General features: G+C 39.4%; 19 protein-coding genes. 14 read left to right on the forward strand and 5 right to left on the reverse strand.

What is annotated here, in order from left to right; all coding sequences use genetic code 11:
* Window positions 1–165: 165 nt before the first annotated feature.
* Window positions 166–951: a C40 family peptidase gene (locus LH29_RS21145; protein ID WP_045033325.1), complete on the reverse strand. Its 786-nt coding sequence runs from the start codon at window positions 949–951 to the stop codon at window positions 166–168.
* Window positions 952–1,154: 203 nt separating this feature from the next.
* Here LH29_RS21145 and LH29_RS21150 point away from each other — a divergent pair, with 203 nt between their 5' ends.
* The gene (locus tag LH29_RS21150) at window positions 1,155–3,227 is read left to right on the forward strand and encodes an HD family phosphohydrolase (RefSeq protein WP_198152542.1); all 2,073 of its coding nucleotides are present in this window, start codon (window positions 1,155–1,157) and stop codon (window positions 3,225–3,227) included.
* Window positions 3,228–3,302: 75 nt separating this feature from the next.
* Window positions 3,303–4,712 carry a S41 family peptidase gene (locus tag LH29_RS21155; protein ID WP_198152543.1) on the forward strand — a complete coding sequence of 470 codons (1,410 nt, stop codon included), beginning with the start codon at window positions 3,303–3,305 and terminating at the stop codon, window positions 4,710–4,712.
* Window positions 4,713–4,796: 84 nt separating this feature from the next.
* On the opposite strand, the gene LH29_RS21160 is transcribed toward LH29_RS21155, so the two are convergent.
* A complete protein-coding gene (locus LH29_RS21160) occupies window positions 4,797–5,504 on the reverse strand; it encodes a NigD1/NigD2 family lipoprotein (RefSeq protein ID WP_045033328.1) in 708 nt (235 codons plus the stop codon).
* A gap of 194 nt (window positions 5,505–5,698) precedes the next feature.
* Here LH29_RS21160 and LH29_RS21165 point away from each other — a divergent pair, with 194 nt between their 5' ends.
* Window positions 5,699–6,220, forward strand: coding sequence for a thioredoxin family protein (locus LH29_RS21165; RefSeq protein ID WP_045033329.1), 522 nt, complete (start codon window positions 5,699–5,701; stop codon window positions 6,218–6,220).
* Window positions 6,221–6,274: 54 nt separating this feature from the next.
* On the opposite strand, the gene hutH is transcribed toward LH29_RS21165, so the two are convergent.
* Window positions 6,275–7,777 (reverse strand): histidine ammonia-lyase, encoded by a 1,503-nt coding sequence (gene hutH, locus LH29_RS21170; protein WP_045033330.1) that lies wholly within the window; start codon window positions 7,775–7,777, stop codon window positions 6,275–6,277.
* A 230-nt stretch (window positions 7,778–8,007) separates the two neighbouring features.
* The gene (hisS, locus tag LH29_RS21175) at window positions 8,008–9,369 is read right to left on the reverse strand and encodes a histidine--tRNA ligase (protein ID WP_045033331.1); all 1,362 of its coding nucleotides are present in this window, start codon (window positions 9,367–9,369) and stop codon (window positions 8,008–8,010) included.
* 129 nt (window positions 9,370–9,498) lie between these two features.
* Between hisS and LH29_RS21180 the strand changes: the two genes are divergently transcribed.
* Window positions 9,499–10,104, forward strand: a complete 606-nt coding sequence (locus LH29_RS21180) for a hypothetical protein (protein WP_045033332.1) — start codon at window positions 9,499–9,501, stop codon at window positions 10,102–10,104.
* 50 nt (window positions 10,105–10,154) lie between these two features.
* On the opposite strand, the gene LH29_RS21185 is transcribed toward LH29_RS21180, so the two are convergent.
* Window positions 10,155–10,511, reverse strand: a complete 357-nt coding sequence (locus LH29_RS21185; protein WP_045033333.1) for a DUF4870 domain-containing protein — start codon at window positions 10,509–10,511, stop codon at window positions 10,155–10,157.
* A gap of 80 nt (window positions 10,512–10,591) precedes the next feature.
* On the opposite strand from LH29_RS21185, the gene LH29_RS21190 reads away from it, so the two are divergent.
* The 10 genes from LH29_RS21190 to LH29_RS21235 all read left to right on the forward strand — a co-directional run bounded on the left by LH29_RS21190 (window position 10,592) and on the right by LH29_RS21235 (window position 17,185).
* Entirely contained in the window at window positions 10,592–11,053 is a 462-nt protein-coding gene (locus LH29_RS21190; protein WP_045033334.1) for a GAF domain-containing protein, read from the forward strand.
* Between the two features lie 51 nt (window positions 11,054–11,104).
* Window positions 11,105–11,548 carry a DMT family transporter gene (locus tag LH29_RS21195; protein ID WP_045033335.1) on the forward strand — a complete coding sequence of 148 codons (444 nt, stop codon included), beginning with the start codon at window positions 11,105–11,107 and terminating at the stop codon, window positions 11,546–11,548.
* A gap of 123 nt (window positions 11,549–11,671) precedes the next feature.
* On the forward strand, window positions 11,672–12,403 hold the full coding sequence (gene rluF / locus LH29_RS21200; protein WP_045033336.1) for a 23S rRNA pseudouridine(2604) synthase RluF: 732 nt from the start codon (window positions 11,672–11,674) through the stop codon (window positions 12,401–12,403).
* A 139-nt stretch (window positions 12,404–12,542) separates the two neighbouring features.
* Window positions 12,543–13,811, forward strand: coding sequence for a metallophosphoesterase (locus LH29_RS21205; RefSeq protein ID WP_045033337.1), 1,269 nt, complete (start codon window positions 12,543–12,545; stop codon window positions 13,809–13,811).
* Window positions 13,812–13,904: 93 nt separating this feature from the next.
* The gene (locus tag LH29_RS21210; protein ID WP_045033338.1) at window positions 13,905–14,480 is read left to right on the forward strand and encodes a hypothetical protein; all 576 of its coding nucleotides are present in this window, start codon (window positions 13,905–13,907) and stop codon (window positions 14,478–14,480) included.
* 54 nt (window positions 14,481–14,534) lie between these two features.
* Window positions 14,535–14,831, forward strand: coding sequence for a DUF6787 family protein (locus LH29_RS21215; protein ID WP_045033339.1), 297 nt, complete (start codon window positions 14,535–14,537; stop codon window positions 14,829–14,831).
* A 47-nt stretch (window positions 14,832–14,878) separates the two neighbouring features.
* Entirely contained in the window at window positions 14,879–15,418 is a 540-nt protein-coding gene (msrA, locus tag LH29_RS21220) for a peptide-methionine (S)-S-oxide reductase MsrA (protein ID WP_082063902.1), read from the forward strand.
* 28 nt (window positions 15,419–15,446) lie between these two features.
* Window positions 15,447–15,944, forward strand: coding sequence for a YciI family protein (locus LH29_RS24135; RefSeq protein WP_052671155.1), 498 nt, complete (start codon window positions 15,447–15,449; stop codon window positions 15,942–15,944).
* Between the two features lie 151 nt (window positions 15,945–16,095).
* Entirely contained in the window at window positions 16,096–16,521 is a 426-nt protein-coding gene (locus LH29_RS21230; RefSeq protein WP_045033341.1) for a MarR family winged helix-turn-helix transcriptional regulator, read from the forward strand.
* Between the two features lie 31 nt (window positions 16,522–16,552).
* On the forward strand, window positions 16,553–17,185 hold the full coding sequence (locus tag LH29_RS21235) for an NAD(P)H-dependent oxidoreductase (RefSeq protein ID WP_045033342.1): 633 nt from the start codon (window positions 16,553–16,555) through the stop codon (window positions 17,183–17,185).

Raw genomic sequence — 17,185 nt, forward strand, 5'->3', positions numbered from 1 at the left:
TAAAAGTTGCTGGCTGGCTGAGATTCAAACGACCAGATTCATATTACACAACATCAATCTCACCTTAGACATTACTTCTTTCGACCTGTCTTCCAGTGTTTTACTACCAGGTAAACGGCGGCTACAAAAAGGGCAACATAAATAACAAACTCAATGTGTTCCATTTTATTCAATTATTTTTTTCATTACACGCATTTTGTGGGTATAACGTTGCGTATCGATATTAAAAATTCCAAACTGATCGACATTATCGATACGCACCTTCCCCGATGCATGAATGATTTTATTACGTTTCCAGATAATCCCAACATGAACAATATTTCCTTCCTCGTCGTCGAAAAAGGCAAGGTCGCCTGGTTCTGCTTCATCAACAAAACTCATAGCCGTTCCTATTTTTACCTGCTCGCTGGCATCACGTGGCAATTTAATGCCAATCATCTTGTAAATAATCTGGGTAAAACCACTGCAATCAACACCAAAAGGAGTTCTTCCTCCCCACAGGTAGGGCGCATTAAAGTATTTCAACGCTTGCTGAATGGCAATCTCCCGTTGATTTTTTAAATTCCCATAAATAACTTCACCGGTAGCCAGGTAGGTGTCCTGTATAACCGAAAACTGCTTTAAATAGGGCCGCCAAACCGGCAATGTACTTCCGGCTGCCAGCATCAGGTTTTGCTCTTCGTTAACCGGAACAATGGTAATTATATCGGATGTTACGGCAGTTGGGCTTTTTTCAATTTTGTTTAATGTGCGGGCATTTATCGGTGTAATCATCTTTGTATCAATCCAACCTTCGTAACCGTCGTAGGCCAACTTAACGTTCGTCCAGCCTACCATTTGCTCGCGCATTTCAAAGTGTTCGCCAAAAAGAATCTGAGTAACCATTTCGCTTTTTTCAGAAGGCTCGAGCCGAACCGGAATAATACTTAAATTGGAAATGCCGTAGTTCATCAATATTTTCTTAATTTTATTTTGTAAAACAGGAATAGCCCTGTTTGAAGCGTATAAACACAAAACTAAGAAAAAATGGGCTTTACAAACTTATCTGCAAACCTTATTTGTCAACGAAATATTAAGAGTTAGTTTAAAAAGAAGCAGATGAGAGTAATGGTATTTTAAATCAAAATTTCGATATTCGGTATATGAAGAAATTAATGAGAAAACTAAAAAGCTACACCCGACTGTTTTTACAACTGTCGTTATTTGTACTTACAGCAGTGGCTTTGTATTTAATTTTGCCCGGAGAGCCAAAGTTTAAATACGAGTACCAAAGGGGATTTCCGTGGCAACACGAAAACCTGGTGGCACCTTTTGACTTTGCTATTTTAAAAACGGCAAACGAACTGAATGATGAAAAAACAGAACAAATCAGTTCGCTTGTTCCCTATTTTTCGAACGATACAACCAAAAAAAGTGAAAGTGTAGCACGTCTTCGTCAGGATCTGGAATTGGATATTGACACCACAAATACCGCAAAAAAAAGAATATTTGAAGCTTTATCAACAAAACTCGATGAATTATACGGAAACGGAATTCTGCTTTTTTCAATAGATATTTATGAAGAACTGAAGGGAAAAGAAGAGATTAATAAACGTACCGGAAATATTGTTCAGAAAGAAGATGTAGACCAGTTGTACTCTGAAAAATCGGCCTACAATGCCCTGTTAAATACACGCCAAAATCTGGTAAGCGAAGGCAATAATTTCCCGTGGCTGACCAATCTTAATCTTGAACGGTACATAACCGCAAACCTTTCGTACGATAGCGAAACCAGCCAGAAAGAAATTGATGAGATTACACAATCCATATCGGCCACGCGCGGAATGGTAAAACAAGGGCAGCGAATTGTTTTGCAGGGAGAAATTGTAGATGCCGAAAAATATCAGATGCTGGAATCGTTAAAAGCCAGTTACGAAAAAGAACGGGGTAATGATGTAAACCGCTACATGGTGTCTATTGGTAAAGTGTTGCTTATTTCGGTTCTTCTAAGCTTCATCTTTGTATTCCTTTTGCTGTACCGTCGCGATATACTTCAGCACCTCAATAAGTTAAGTTTTATGCTGATGCTGATGGCAGGAACTATTTTGCTGTCGAATTTTATTAACACCTTCCCTAACCTGCACATTTATATGGTTCCGTTTGCGGTGTTCCCGATTATGATCCGAACATTTTTCGATTCGCGAACGGCCATTTTTACACTCATTATCACAACCCTGTTAATGGGATTTTATGCACCAAACAATTACGAATTTATACTACTGCAAGTGTCGGCAGGCCTAATTGCGGTTTTTAGCCTTAATAAAATGCATCGCCGCGTGCACCTGGTTTTGGCAGCCTTGTGGGTATTTTTAACCTACCTGGTTGTTTTTACGGCACTAAACCTAATTCACGAAGGAACATTTATTTCCTACGATTATTCGATGTTAAAATGGTTTGCCATTAGCAGTGTGCTAATCCTTTTGGTATACCCGCTGGTATATATTTTTGAAAAACTTTTTGGATTTGTTTCCGATGTAACTTTAATCGAAATATCGGATAGCAACCAGCCATTATTGCGAAAACTTGCCGAGCAGGCACCTGGTACATTTCAGCACTCAATGCAAATTGCCAATCTTGCCGAAGAGGTTATCCTTCGTATTGGAGGAAACCCTTTTTTGGTGCGCGCCGGTGCCCTTTACCACGATATTGGAAAAATTGGCCGACCGAACTTTTTTATCGAAAACCAGGCCATGGGAATGAATCCTCACGACCGGATCAGTCATTTAAAAAGTGCAGAAGTAATAATAGACCACGTTAAAAACGGGGTTAAAATGGCACAAAAACATAAGCTCCCGGCTGTTATTATCGAGTTTATTGCCACGCACCACGGAACAACAAAAGCAAAATATTTCTACCTGAAACATCAGGAACTAAATCCTGATCAGGAAGTGGATGAAGATGCTTTTGCTTATCCCGGACCTCTCCCACGCTCTAAAGAAGCTGCCGTTGTTATGCTGGTTGACGGTATTGAAGCGGCATCGCGCAGTATGAAAGAAAAAACGCACGAAAACCTTAAGGCACTTATCGACAGTATGATTGATAAGAAAATTGAAGATAAACAGCTGGATGATTCAGACCTGACGTTCAGCGATATCAATACAATAAAACGTACACTTTTAGAAAAACTGATAAATATTTACCATATCAGAATTGAATATCCTAACGAGAAAAAGGAAAAAAAGCAGTAGAAATAAACGAAAACGACCCTTACTGCGTTTAATAAGAATGCTTATAAAGAAATTATGGACGTAAGAGAATACATTATGAAAAATTTAGTAAAATCAACATTATTGTTATTTGTAGCTGTGGCTGTTTTTACAGCCTGCTCAAAAGATGATCCCACTCCTGAAGGACCGGAGGCCTCGGAATATACAAAAAAGGTAAATCGTTTCATAAAAGCCGCTATGGATGACCGATATTTCTGGAACGAAGATATGCCAAGTCTGAATTACAATTACGAAACCGATTCGAAAGAATACTTTTATAAATTGTTAGACGAAGACGATAAATTCTCGTGGATTACAGATGATGTGGATGCGCTGTTAGCAAGTTTTGAGGGAAATGAGAAGTCGTTTGGCTGGTCGCTCGCCTTTTACAATATTACCGACATTGGAAAAATTGTTGCGGTAGTGGAGTTTGTATATCCCGAAACTCCTGCGTCGGCAGCAGGATTTCAGCGCGGAGACATACTACTTAAGGTTAATGGCAATAACTTATCAGAATCAAATTACAAAGACTTGCTAAACCTCGATCAGGTTGATGTTACTGTTGGCATGCCTTCAGGAAACGATATAGTTGCAGACACTACAATACGATTGTTATCCGACCAACTTTCGCTAAATCCGGTGTTAACCACCAACGTAGTACAACATGATGGACGGAAGATAGGCTACCTTTTTTATGCCCAGTTTATTCCCAACTATGATAGCCAGCTCGGTGCAGCATTTCAAAGCTTTATCAGTCAAAATGTTAACGACTTAGTGGTAGATCTTCGATATAATACAGGCGGCATGATTTCATCTGCACAATATCTTGCTTCGTGCATAGCCCCTTTAAATGTAGTAGATAACAACGAAATACTTGTTACATATAAGTGGAACAGGTACTGGCAAGAGTACTGGACCGACAGACAAATTATGAGTCAATTGGAAATGTATTTTAATAACCAGGTGCCATTCAAAATGGGGCTAAACAAGGTATATTTCCTCACCGGATCTCACACGGCATCGTCTTCAGAACTCACCATAACCGGCTTAAAACCTTATATGGACGAAGTGATAATGGTGGGCGATACTACATACGGAAAATATGTAGGCTCACAAACCTTACTACCTGAAATGTATCTAAACGATGCAGATGCGGAGGAAATTAGTAACTGGGCAGTGCAACCTATTGTTTTGCGTTATGCTAATTCGGCCGGTGTTACTGACTTTAAAGATGGTTTTGTGCCGGATATTCTGGTAGAGGATAACTTATTTAATGCTTTTCCTTTGGGCGATAAAAACGATCCATTATTTAAAGCCGCCATTGAAGATATTACCGGAACACCTGTTGTAGCCATGAAAAGTGCACCTAAAGTAAGTTTCAACTACAAAATGATTGATCGTGGTTTTTCACGTTTCGATGAAAACAAACGCAATGCACCAATTGGGTTGATCAAACTGAAGGAATAGGCAAAAACAAAGAATTATAGAAACACAACCATAAAAAAAGGTGCTCAAAATGAGCACCTTTTCTGTTTTACACTGTTTAATTTTTTATGGTGTGGGTAATTCCAGATTGCTATAATTAAACACGCCACTGTCTTGATAAGCAACACCATCATAATCGGTTGCAATCACTTCAAAACGTACCGAATCAAGACCATCCACGCGCAAACTATTCAAACTAAACGATACATAAGCGGTATAAGGAATCGACTCCTGATCGTCGTTTGCATTGTGTCTCAACTCCAGTTGAAAAGGCTGATCGTCGGCAGTCAATTCTCCCGGTTCTTTTACCAGGTTTAAAAAGTGGGTTTTATTGTATCCCCAGTATTTCAACCTAAAATTCAGCAAACTATCCGAAATCCAGGCATCTTGAACAATTATCGGATCGTTACCAATACTGTCTTCAATCTCTTCAGTAATGTCCATAATTCCTTTCATCAAAACATCACTGATATCATTTACCTTTACAAGGTAACGTTCTACCGCACTGCTGGTATCATCATCATCTAAAATGGTATAGTTCACCAAAACACGGTCGCCATCAGAAAAATGAGAAGACCAACCAGGGCTTGATGCAGCGACAGGAATCAAAACAGAACCGTTGTCCATTACCAAACTAACTGCTCCGGCATCATCTCCGTTATAAATTCCAAACCCAATCCAATAATTGCCCAACGAATAACCATCGTCGTCATCTAAACAGCTGGTAAAAGCTACCAGTAATCCCATTAAAATTCCAAATGCTAATTTTTTCATCACTCTTTTATTAATTTAATCACAGCTGATAGACGAATGAATAAGAAAAAAGGTTGCGTTGAGAACTTAAAATATATTGTAGTTTTAGGAAGATAAAATTTGGCACAGCATTTGTCATTTAAATATCTATATATTTGCATATATTTGAACAAATTTTTGTTCTTACAGGTTGATATTAATAAAAACAGAATAAAATGAAAACAAGATTTATTACACTTATGATGGCTGCTTTCTTGTTGTTTGGCTACAGCTCTTGTACGGCAAAAGCAGAGAAAAACGATAGCGAAAAACCAACAGAATCGGTTTCTGAAGCAGGAAAAGCCACAACCATGCTAACCAAAGCCATGTTTTTGGAAAAAGTTTGGGACTATGAAAGTTCTCCGAAAGAATGGAAATACAAAGGCGATAAACCGGCGTTGATCGATTTCTATGCCGACTGGTGTGGTCCTTGCCGAACTGCAGCTCCTATTTTGGAAGAAGTGGCAGCAGAATTTTCGGGAGAAGTAATTGTATACAAAATTGATACACAAGTTGAACGCGAGCTGGCCGCTGTGTTTGGCGTAAAAAGTATACCGGCTTTTCTTTACATTCCGATGGAAGGAAGACCAACGATGGCTTCAGGTATTGCCCGTACCAAGGAAGACACTAAAAAAATGTTTACAGAAAATATTAATACCATATTGCTTAATAAGCAAGCAGGTAACAGTGCACTTTAATAATTAAGGTGCGAAAGAAAAAAGGCTGTCTGAAAATTTTCAGACAGCCTTTTTTTATAAACGGTTGAATTTTGTTTCATTCAAAAAGTCAATGGTGAGATTAATAGCTTCGTACATTACAATGTCTTCCTCTACAAAACTTACCATTTTACGGTATTCTTTTATAAAACGTTCGATAAACGGCGACGATTTTATTGGCCGGCGAAAATCCATTGCCTGAGCTGCGTTATACAACTCAATTGCCAGAATCTTCTCGGTATTCAAAACCACTTTTAAGGCTTTTGTAGCGGCATTTCCTCCCATACTAACGTGGTCTTCCTGCTCGTTCGACGATGGTATAGAATCCACCACACAAGGTGTACAAAGTTGTTTATTCTGGCTAACAATCGATGCTGCAGCATACTGCGGAATCATAAACCCTGAATTTAATCCCGGATTGGCCACCAAAAACTCGGGTAATCCTCGTTCGCCCGATATCAGGCGGTAAGTTCTTCGCTCCGATATACTGCCCAACTCACTCATTGCCATTGCCAGAAAATCAAGCGACAGGGCAAGCGGCTCGCCATGAAAATTACCTCCTGAAATGATCAGGTCCTCATCCGGGAAAACCGTTGGATTATCCGTTACCGAGTTAATTTCGGTTTCAATAACCGTTGCCACATAATTAACCGCATCTTTTACTGCTCCGTGAACCTGCGGAATACAGCGGAAAGAATATGGATCCTGAATGTGAGCTTTTGGTTTGGCCTGCATTTCGCTGCCGGTCAAAACATTTCTGAAATTCTTTGCGGTTTCGGCCTGTCCTTTATGCGGACGAATACGTTGTATATTTTCAGAAAATGGCTCAATCAATCCGTCAAAAGCATCCAGCGAAAGTGCCCCGATAATATCGCCCTGATCGATGATTCGGAATGTTTTTAACAAAGTATAAACGGCGTGTGCACTCATAAACTGTGTACCATTCAGCAAGGCAAGTCCCTCCTTGGCTTCCAGTTTTATGGGCTCCCACCCCAATTTTTCAAGCACTTTACCAGCCTGTTGTTTTTTCCCTTCAAAATTAACTTCGCCTAAGCCAAGCAAAGGAAGGAATAATTTTGCCAGAGGCGCCAAATCACCGCTGGCACCAAGCGATCCCTGCTCGCAAACTACCGGTAAAACATCGTTGTTAAAGAGGTCAAGAATTCGTTGTACCGTTATTAATTGCACCGCCGAATTCCCTTTTGACAGTGCGTGTGCTTTTAGCAACAACATCAGTTTCACAATATCGGCCGGTATTTCCGGACCAATATTACAGGCGTGTGAAACGACCAGATTTTCCTGCAATTTACTTAAGCTGTCTTTCGAAATTTCAATATCGCACAAGGCGCCAAAGCCGGTATTAATTCCGTAAAGAGGCTTATCGGCTCTTTCCAGTTTATTGTCGAGGTACTTTTTGCTTTTATGAATGAGTTGTACAGATATTTCGGAAAGTTTGAGCTTTACATTGTTTTCAAAAATATCCTGGATAATATCGAATGTGAGGTTTTTGGGTGTTATTTCAAATATACGGTTGGCCATGATTTAAACTGTAAATTGGTGAAATTGCAAAATTGAGAAACTGTTAAATTGATGAATTGTAAATAACGGATACGCTGAAATATCCAATTCATCTGCCAGCAGTCGGGCATAAATAATGCACGTCAATCACGGGAAACGTACATCTCCACCAAGTGTTTTTACAAGTCTGTTTGAAACCGATGCAATCATTGCTCCACTTATTTTGGAGCAATATCGTACAAACGAAGCAGCTATTTAAGGATATTTATCAGTTCTTGCGAGTCAACTATTTGCTGCTCTCCGGTTTCCATATTTTTAAGCGTGAACTTTTGGGCAGCTATTTCATTATCGCCGGCCAGAATAACATATGCAATTTCTTTGCGGTTGGCATACGTCATTTGCTTTTTCATTTTGGCACTTTCGGGAAAGATCTCGGCATTGATACCATTTTTACGCAACTGAGCCAAAATCGGTAAACAGTAAGCTTCTTCCTTCTCTCCGAAGTTCACAAACAATGCTTTTGTGGTTTCCAGCGACTCTTCAGGAAAAGCATCCAGTTGAACCAAAACATCGTATATACGCTCAGCACCAAACGACACGCCAACACCTGAAACATCAGGCATACCAAAAATTCCGGTCAGGTCGTCGTAACGGCCTCCACCGCAAATACTACCAATTTGCACATCGTTCGATTTTACCTCGAAAATTGCGCCGGTGTAATAATTCAATCCACGCGCCAAAGTCAGGTCTAATTCAACTGTTGTATTTAGCTCAATGTTTTGAAGATAAGCAAACATGGTACGCATTTCGGCAATTCCCTTGGCACCAATTTCGGTTCCGCCAATAACTGTTTCAATCTGCGCCAGTTTTTCAACGGTATTTCCTTCCAGTTTCAAAATCGGCTGAAGTTTATCAACGGCATCCTGCGAAATTCCTTTGTCAAGCATTTCAGCATTTACCTTTTCCAAACCGATCTTATCCAGTTTATCGATGGCGACGGTAATGTCTACCATTCGGTCGGCTTCGTCAATTGCTTCGGCAATTCCGGCCAGAATTTTACGGTTGTTGATTTTTACCGTTGTATTAATTCCCAGTCGTTGGAAAACCTCATCGATAATTTGTACCAGCTCCACTTCATTCAGCAAACTGTTGCTGCCAATTACATCAACATCGCACTGGTAAAACTCGCGGTAACGTCCTTTCTGAGGTCGGTCGGCACGCCAAACCGGCTGTATCTGGTAACGTTTAAACGGGAAAGCTATATCATTTCGGTATTGCACAACGTAACGTGCAAATGGCACAGTTAAGTCGTAACGCAATCCTTTTTCAGATAGTTTTGTGGTAAGCTTATTCGAGTTTTTCTCGTCCAACATTTCCTGCGGAACTTTCGAAATAAAATCACCCGAATTCAAAATTTTAAACAACAGCTTATCGCCTTCTTCACCGTATTTTCCCATCAATGTAGATAGATTTTCCATTGCCGGTGTTTCAATGGGTTGAAATCCGTACAAACGAAATACATCTTTAATCGTATTGAAAATATAGTTTCTTCTCACCATTTCTGACGGTGAAAAATCGCGGGTGCCTTTTGGAATCGAAGGTTTCTGTGCCATCGTTTTAAATTTTATGAGGCTGCAAAAGTAAGAATTTCTGTTTAAACAAACAGAAAGGATGTCATCTTTTAAAAAGATGACATCCTTATCCATGAAAACTGTTCTATTAATAATTTCGTATATTTATGTATGCCTTCAATAAAATCAATAACACCCTTTACTAGTGGAAGTTACTACCATGTTTTCAACCGTGGAATTAATGGACAGAGAATTTTCATAAAGAAAAAGAACTATCAGCATTTTCTCACACTAATAAAAAAACATTTAACAGAATATGTAGATATTTTGGCCTATTGTCTTTTACCCAATCATTTTCATTTAGTTATAAAAGTCAAGGATGTCATTTTTCAAAACGATTACATAATTGAAAATGAAACCGAAATAGGCAAAATTGTTTCGAATCAATTTAGGAAAATGTTTGTTAGTTATTCAATGGCTATTAATAATCAGGAAAGCAGAACCGGAAGTTTATTTAACCGGCCTTTTAAACGACTAGAAATTACACAACAAGATTACCTGGAATACGCAATATTTTATGTGCATTACAATCCTGAGCGGCATGGATTAACAGAGAATTTCAAAACATATAACTATAGCTCTTTTATTACGCTATGCTCCCAAGGTCCTACAAAGTTAAAACGTGATTTAGTACATGAAATATTTGGCAGCAAGAAAGATTTTGCATCGTACCATAACGGAATGCATTACGAAAGGACAGCAATTGTTATTGAATGATATTGAAGGATGTCATCTTTTAAAAAGATTACATCCTTTGGCAATTAATATTATTGCAAAAAACGGATGGTAAAAGGGTATTTATAAGGTGTTCCGTTACTTGCCGATACCGAAGCCACAATAACCAAAACCAGCCAGGCTATGCCGAATCCAACCAGCATTAAAACGCCAATTCCTACAATGATAAGTAGGATTGAAATGAAAAATATGATCGACCAGGTGATCTGAAAATTAAGTACTTCCTTGCCTTGTTCGTTAACAAATTCATACTCGTCTTTTTTCATTAAATAAATAATAAGCGGGCCAATTATATTTCCGGCAACAGGTAAAATAAAAGTGGCCAAAGCAGCAATATGTACTAACATTCCCCACTGGCGTTCGTTTGGATCTTCGATTATTCGGTGCATTTTTTTAGTTTTTAGATCAACTAAACTAACGATTTTTTGTTAATTCGTGCAACAATTCAAAAGGCAGAATTAATATAAAAATGGAAGACCGAAAAAAAGAAGGCCGATACGGAAGGATCTACAAACAACTGAGCGAACTGGTACTAAAAAGTAACAACACGCAGGCGCGTATGGCGACCATAATTGCCATTTTGCACCATAAAATGGACTACTTTTTCTGGACGGGATACTACCTGATTGAAGATGGTGAAATGACCGTTAACTCTTACCAGGGGCCTGTTGCCTGCCAAATACTGGAAAAAAATAAAGGAGTGTGTTGGGCTGCCTTTAACCGAAAAGAAACGGTTGTTGTTGAAGATGTGCACGCTTTCCCTGACCATATTGCCTGCGATGCCCGCTCGAACTCGGAGATTGTAGTTCCGCTAAAAAACAAAGCCGGCGAAATATTTGGTGTTTTGGATATCGACAGCTCTGAAAAAGCTGCGTTTACTGAAGTTGATGCGCAATGGCTGGAAAAAATTCTGGAATTAATTTGGAGCTAATCTTCTCATTTTGCAAGACAAGATTTAATATTACCCAATTTTAGTTTTATCATGAAATTAATATATACAACAATTGTTTTGCTAATTGGCTTTTTACTGGCAATTCAGGGAAGTATTAATACCCAACTAACTACCTATTTAAAACACCCGATGCAAGGAGCTTTAATAAGTTTTTTTGTGGGTTTTTTGGCACTTCTCGCATTAAATTTCATATTCAAAACAGAAGTTCCAAACTGGGGACATTTAAATACGGCTCCATGGTATGTATTTGCCGGCGGTTTGCTGGGAGCAATTTTTGTTTCGTCTGTTATATTTTTCATACCAAAGATTGGCGTCACCACCGTTTTGGCGGCTTCTATTGCCGGGCAACTCATTGCAGCTTCTGTTATTGATCATTTTGGGTTTTTCGGTTTAGCCCAGCACCCTGTTTCAATGGGTAAAATCGGAGGAATTGTTCTATTAGCCTTTGGTATTTTCCTTATCCAAAAATATTAACAGATGCACCCTTGCAAAAGCTATTCAACTGATTCGAAGCCAGATATTCGGATTCATTTGAATTAAACTGCACTAAAAGCAATCACCCGGCGCTAACTATTTATTTCCTACTTTTGTACCAGGATGGAAAGCAAACGATTAAATAAAGCCATTTCGGAAACCGGATTTTGCTCGCGGCGCGAAGCCGACCGGCTGATTGAAAGCGGGAAGGTTAAAGTAAATGGCGAAGTGGTAGGACTTGGTGTTCAGGTGTCTTCAAACGATCGTATTGAAGTGGACGGACAACTAATCACGAAAGAGGTTCCGAATATCTACCTGGCATTTCATAAACCGGTTGGAATTACCTGCACCACCGACACCAGCAAAAAGGATAACATCGTTGATTTTATCAATTTCCCCGAGCGTATCTTTCCCATTGGCCGATTGGACAAACCCAGCGAAGGACTGATTTTTATGACCAACGACGGCGACATCGTCAACAAAATTCTTCGCGCCGGAAACAATCATGAAAAAGAATACATTGTTAACGTAAACCGTAAAATTACAAAAGCATTTATACGGCAAATGAGTAATGGCGTTCCGATTCTTGATACGGTAACTAAAAAATGCCGGGTGGAACGCATCAACGATTTTACGTTCAAAATTGTTCTTACGCAGGGACTGAACCGGCAAATTCGGAGAATGTGCTCGCATTTGGGCTACGAAGTTAACCGATTGAAACGTGTACGAATAATGAATATCGAACTCGGGAATTTAATACGGGGAGAATACCGTCATTTTACACCGGACGAACTAAATGAAATTAATCGCCTGGTCGCCAACTCAAGCAAAACAGCAGAAGCTTCTGAAGATTAAGACAGGTTCCGGTCTCCTATCAAGCATAATATTTTGTTGTAACATTTAAGTTTTTTTGTGATTAATTTGGTCGCTCAATCAAAAACATTTTAATAATAAAAGTGTTTATTTGCAACGAGTTAAACGATGAGGTAATTGTATGAGAGCGAGTATTTTCTTATTAATACCACTTTTTATTTTTATGCTATTGGTAGATTTTTACACCTTCCGTGGCATAAAACCACTACTTGCAAAACTCAGAAATAAATTCATAAAACAATCCTTAAGCATTTTGTTCTGGGCAATTTCAGTTCTTGTGTTTAGCGGATTTTGCCTTTTTATGTTCGGGATAAAACATGTAAAACAATCCGAAGCGTACATTTATGCCGGCTACCTGGTAGCAGCATTTGCATTGTTCTATTTCCCGAAGTTCGTGTTTATTGTATTTGTATTATTAAGAGATATACAGTTGATTTTTCAGAAGATTTTCAACTGGATTAAAGGAAAAAGAGAAAAGGATCTATCACAAAATAATTCGGGAAGGAAAATGGAGAGAGCAGAGTTTTTATATCAAATGGGGTTGGTTTTGGCAGCCGTTCCGTTTGCGTCGATTCTTTATGGAGTTACAAAAGGGAAATTTAATTACCGCGTAATGCGCGAAAATTTGACCTTCAATAATTTGCCAAAATCGTTTAAAGGATTAAAAATCGTACAGATATCAGACATGCATCTGGGTAGCTTTAACAAAAAGTTCGACCAGGTAGCTAAAGCTGTTGAGCTGATTAACGAACAAGAACCGGATATTCTTTTATTTACAGGTGATCTGGTAAATAATTTTGCCGAAGAAACCGATGGTTGGGCGCCTGTTTTATCACAATTGAAAGCCAAAATAGGAAAATACTCGGTGCTTGGAAATCACGATTACGGTGATTATTCGGAATGGGAATCGGCGGCTGCCAAGGAAAAGAACCTGGCTGCCATCAAAAAATTTCATCAGAAAATTGGCTTCCGCTTATTGCTGAATGAAACAGAAACTTTAAGCATTAACGGCGAAGAAATTGCACTGATTGGTGTTGAAAACTGGGGCAAACCACCGTTCCCTCAACATGGCGATTTGCAAAAAGCTTCCATAGAAGCGCAAGGCCAGCCATTCAAAATTTTAATGAGTCATGATCCTTCGCACTGGGATGCTGAAGTGTTAGAATCCACCGATATCGACCTCACATTTGCCGGGCACACCCACGGTATGCAGTTTGGAATTGAACGTGCCGGAATTAAGTGGAGCCCGGTTCAATATAAATACCCGCGCTGGGGAGGTTTGTACCGCGAGAAAAAACAATTTTTGTACGTCAACCGTGGCTTTGGATATATTGGGTTTCCGGGCAGAATTGGCATGCCTCCCGAGATTACCGTGGTAGAATTAACTTAAGAAAAAATCTTCTCCCCATTCGCTTACATTGGCATAGTTTTGGCGGCTAACATGTCTTTTATTTTGTAAATTGCCGTGCAAACGAAATCAGCTATGAATCTAAGTCCGCGAATACAATTTCTGATTAAAAATGGCTTAAAAGGATTTGTCTGGTTACTCATAATTTTGGGTGCCTACTTTCTTTTTAAAGAATTTGTAATATCGCGCACTCCCGATGCCTGGATGGATAAAATATACGCCCAACCCCTATTGGTTTACCTGGTGTATTGTTTCTCCGAATTTTTCTTTGGAATTATTCCTCCCGAACTTTTTATGATTTGGGCCATCAATAAAGATACCATTGCGCATTATTTCATAAACCTGGCTTTCTTTGCTACGGTTTCCTATTTTATGGGCTACCTCACATTTCTTATTGGTCGCTTTTTCTACAAACGCGACGGGCTTAAACGTTTCAGAAACACCCTGCTGAAAGAACAATGGCCTTTGCTAAAAAAATATGGTTTGTTTCTGATTATTGTTGCGGCGCTTACTCCGCTGCCGTGGGCTGCAATAAGTTTGCTGGTTGGTTCGGCCGGCTACCCCTCGAAACGCTACCTGAAATATGCCCTGTTCCGCTTTTTACGATTTGCCATCTACGGTTACATCATCTTTCAAACCCATATTATTTAAATTAACACAAAACATACATTCTATTCTTTTGTTAATAGTAGCAAAAGTGAGATAATGTTTGAGCGACTAAAAAAGAGATGGAACCTGAACAGTAATTTCCAGGTTTTAATTATTCTGTTTGTATTTTCAATTACCGGAAGTGCCGCGCTTTATGTGCGCAAAGGAGTTTTCGATTTGGTGGGTATAACCGAAGCAACCAGCCTTTGGATAAAAGTACCTCTGTATATCGTAACCGTAGTTCCGGCTTACCAGGTGCTATTTTTACTGATTGCATCTGTTTTTGGGCAATTTCGCTTTGCCTGGGAGTTTGAGAAAAAAACCTTTTCACGATTTATACCCAAAAAGAAATGAGGACACTGGCACTTATATTCACATTATTAATTTATTCAAACAGCGGCATGAGTAAAGATTTGCAAAAAGCCACACTTGGCGGAGGATGTTTTTGGTGCACCGAAGCCATTTACCTGGAGTTAAAAGGAGTTACTGATGTAAAACCGGGTTACAGCGGAGGCCACGTAAAAAACCCAACCTATAAGCAGGTTTGCGACGGAACTACCGGCCATGCCGAAGTAGTGCAAATTACTTTTGATCCGGAAGTGGTGAGCTATTCCGAAATCCTGGAAGTGTTTTTTATGACACACGACCCAACAACATTAAACAGACAAGGTAACGATGTTGGACCGCAGTACCGTTCTGCAATATTCTATCATAACGAAGAACAAAAAGAAGTGGCAGAACGCGTTATCGATCTTTTTGAAAAAGAAGAGGTTTACAGTAATCCAATCGTAACCGAAGTTTCCGAATTCGACCAATTTTATATTGCCGAAGATTACCATATCAACTATTATGCACGAAACAAAACGAAAGGTTATTGCCAGTTTGTGGTAGCTCCGAAACTGGAGAAATTCAAAAAGATATTTAAAGACCAACTGAAATAATTAAGAGCGTTTCACCAAATTGTCACGTATGAAAAGAATTGCTTTTGCTCCCGACGCTTCGGTCGGGATTTGGCTTGGGCCGATTTTCAATTCGCGCAGCACAGCTGCTCTCAACTTTTACCTTTTAATTTTTGCCTTTTTCCTTTTCACTTTTGCCTTTAGCCATGCTGTTTCGGCGCAAGATCAGCGAGAATTCTCCTACACCGAAGGCGATACCACCTACACCATGAAACGTTATGTTTTTATGCTGCTGAATAAAGGAACCAGCACCAGTCAGGATTCTACCGAGGCTGCTCAAATTCAGGCGCAGCATATGGCGCATTTGAATGGTCTTGCAGAACAGGGAAAGTTAGTGGTGGCAGGTCCTTTCGAGCAAGGCGGCGATCATCGCGGTTTGCTGATTTTTGATGTTGAAACGGTTGATGAAGCGCTAAAATTGGAAGGTGAAGATCCGGCAGTAAAAAAAGGCCGGTTGAGTATGGAAGCCTTTTATTGGTGGGGTGCAAAAGGTACAGTCATTAAATAATTCCCTATCAATTCACAAATCTCCCCTCTTTCATTTGATGTCATATCTGTTTCTTGAATATTAATCTTTTCTAAACTCAATTGCATTTTTCACTATTATATCGTGTGCGATTTTATTTTGCACTATATTTGCACACCAAAAGTTTTAATAAATGGATGAGGAGTTAAAATTAAAGAGTCAGGTATGTTTTCCGGTTTACGCCTTATCGCGCGAAATCGTTAATGTATATCGTCCGATTCTTGAAGAGATCGATCTTACCTATCCGCAATACCTGGTAATGATGGTTTTGTGGGAAAATGAACCGCAAAAGGTAAATGAAATTGGCGATAAACTCAATCTCGATAACGGAACAATCACCCCATTATTAAAACGAATGGCCGCAAAAGGTTTGATTTCGCGTAAACGAAACACCAAGGATGAGCGTGTAGTGGAGATCTCGCTTACCGAGAGCGGTAAACAATTACAAACAAAAGCGGCAGAGGTTCCGCAAAAAGTTGTAAAAGCAATGGGAATTACGCCTGAAGATTTAATGCAGCTGAAGGATTTAGTAGTTAAAATATTAAACAGAGCCAAATAGGGCTTCATTATTAAAGTCAAAATATTAAACAATGTCATTATTAGAAAATTTACAGTGGAGATATGCCACTAAAAAGTACGACCCCACAAAAAAAGTAGCACAGGAAGATGTAGATAAAATTGTTGAGGCAGCGCGCCTTGCTCCTACTTCTTCAGGATTGCAACAGTTTCGTGTAATTATAATCACCGACCAGGAATTGAAGGATAAAATCGTTCCGATTGCATGGGGACAAGAAATCGTTGCCGAGTGTTCGCACTTGTTGGTTTTTGCAGCCTGGGATCGTTATACCGAAGAACGAATTGATGAAATTTACAACAGAACAACCGATGAGCGTGGTTTGCCTCGCGGGCGTTTTGAATCTTACACTGATAAACTAAAAGCAGCTTACTTACCTCAATCGGCTGAGGAAAACTTTATCCATACTGCACGCCAGGCGTACATTGGCTTTGGATTAGCCATTGCACAAGCCGCTGAACAAAAAGTAGATTGTACGCCAATGGAAGGTTTTACGACCGAAGAGCTGGATGAATTGCTTGATTTAAAATCAAAAGGATTAAAAAGTGTAACGATGCTTCCATTAGGATATCGTGATAATGATGGCGACTGGTTAGCATCAATGAAAAAAGTACGTAACCCGAAAGAAGAATTTGTGATGGAATTCTAA

The organism is Draconibacterium sediminis, from assembly GCF_000949475.1.
GTDB lineage: Bacteria > Bacteroidota > Bacteroidia > Bacteroidales > Prolixibacteraceae > Draconibacterium > Draconibacterium sediminis.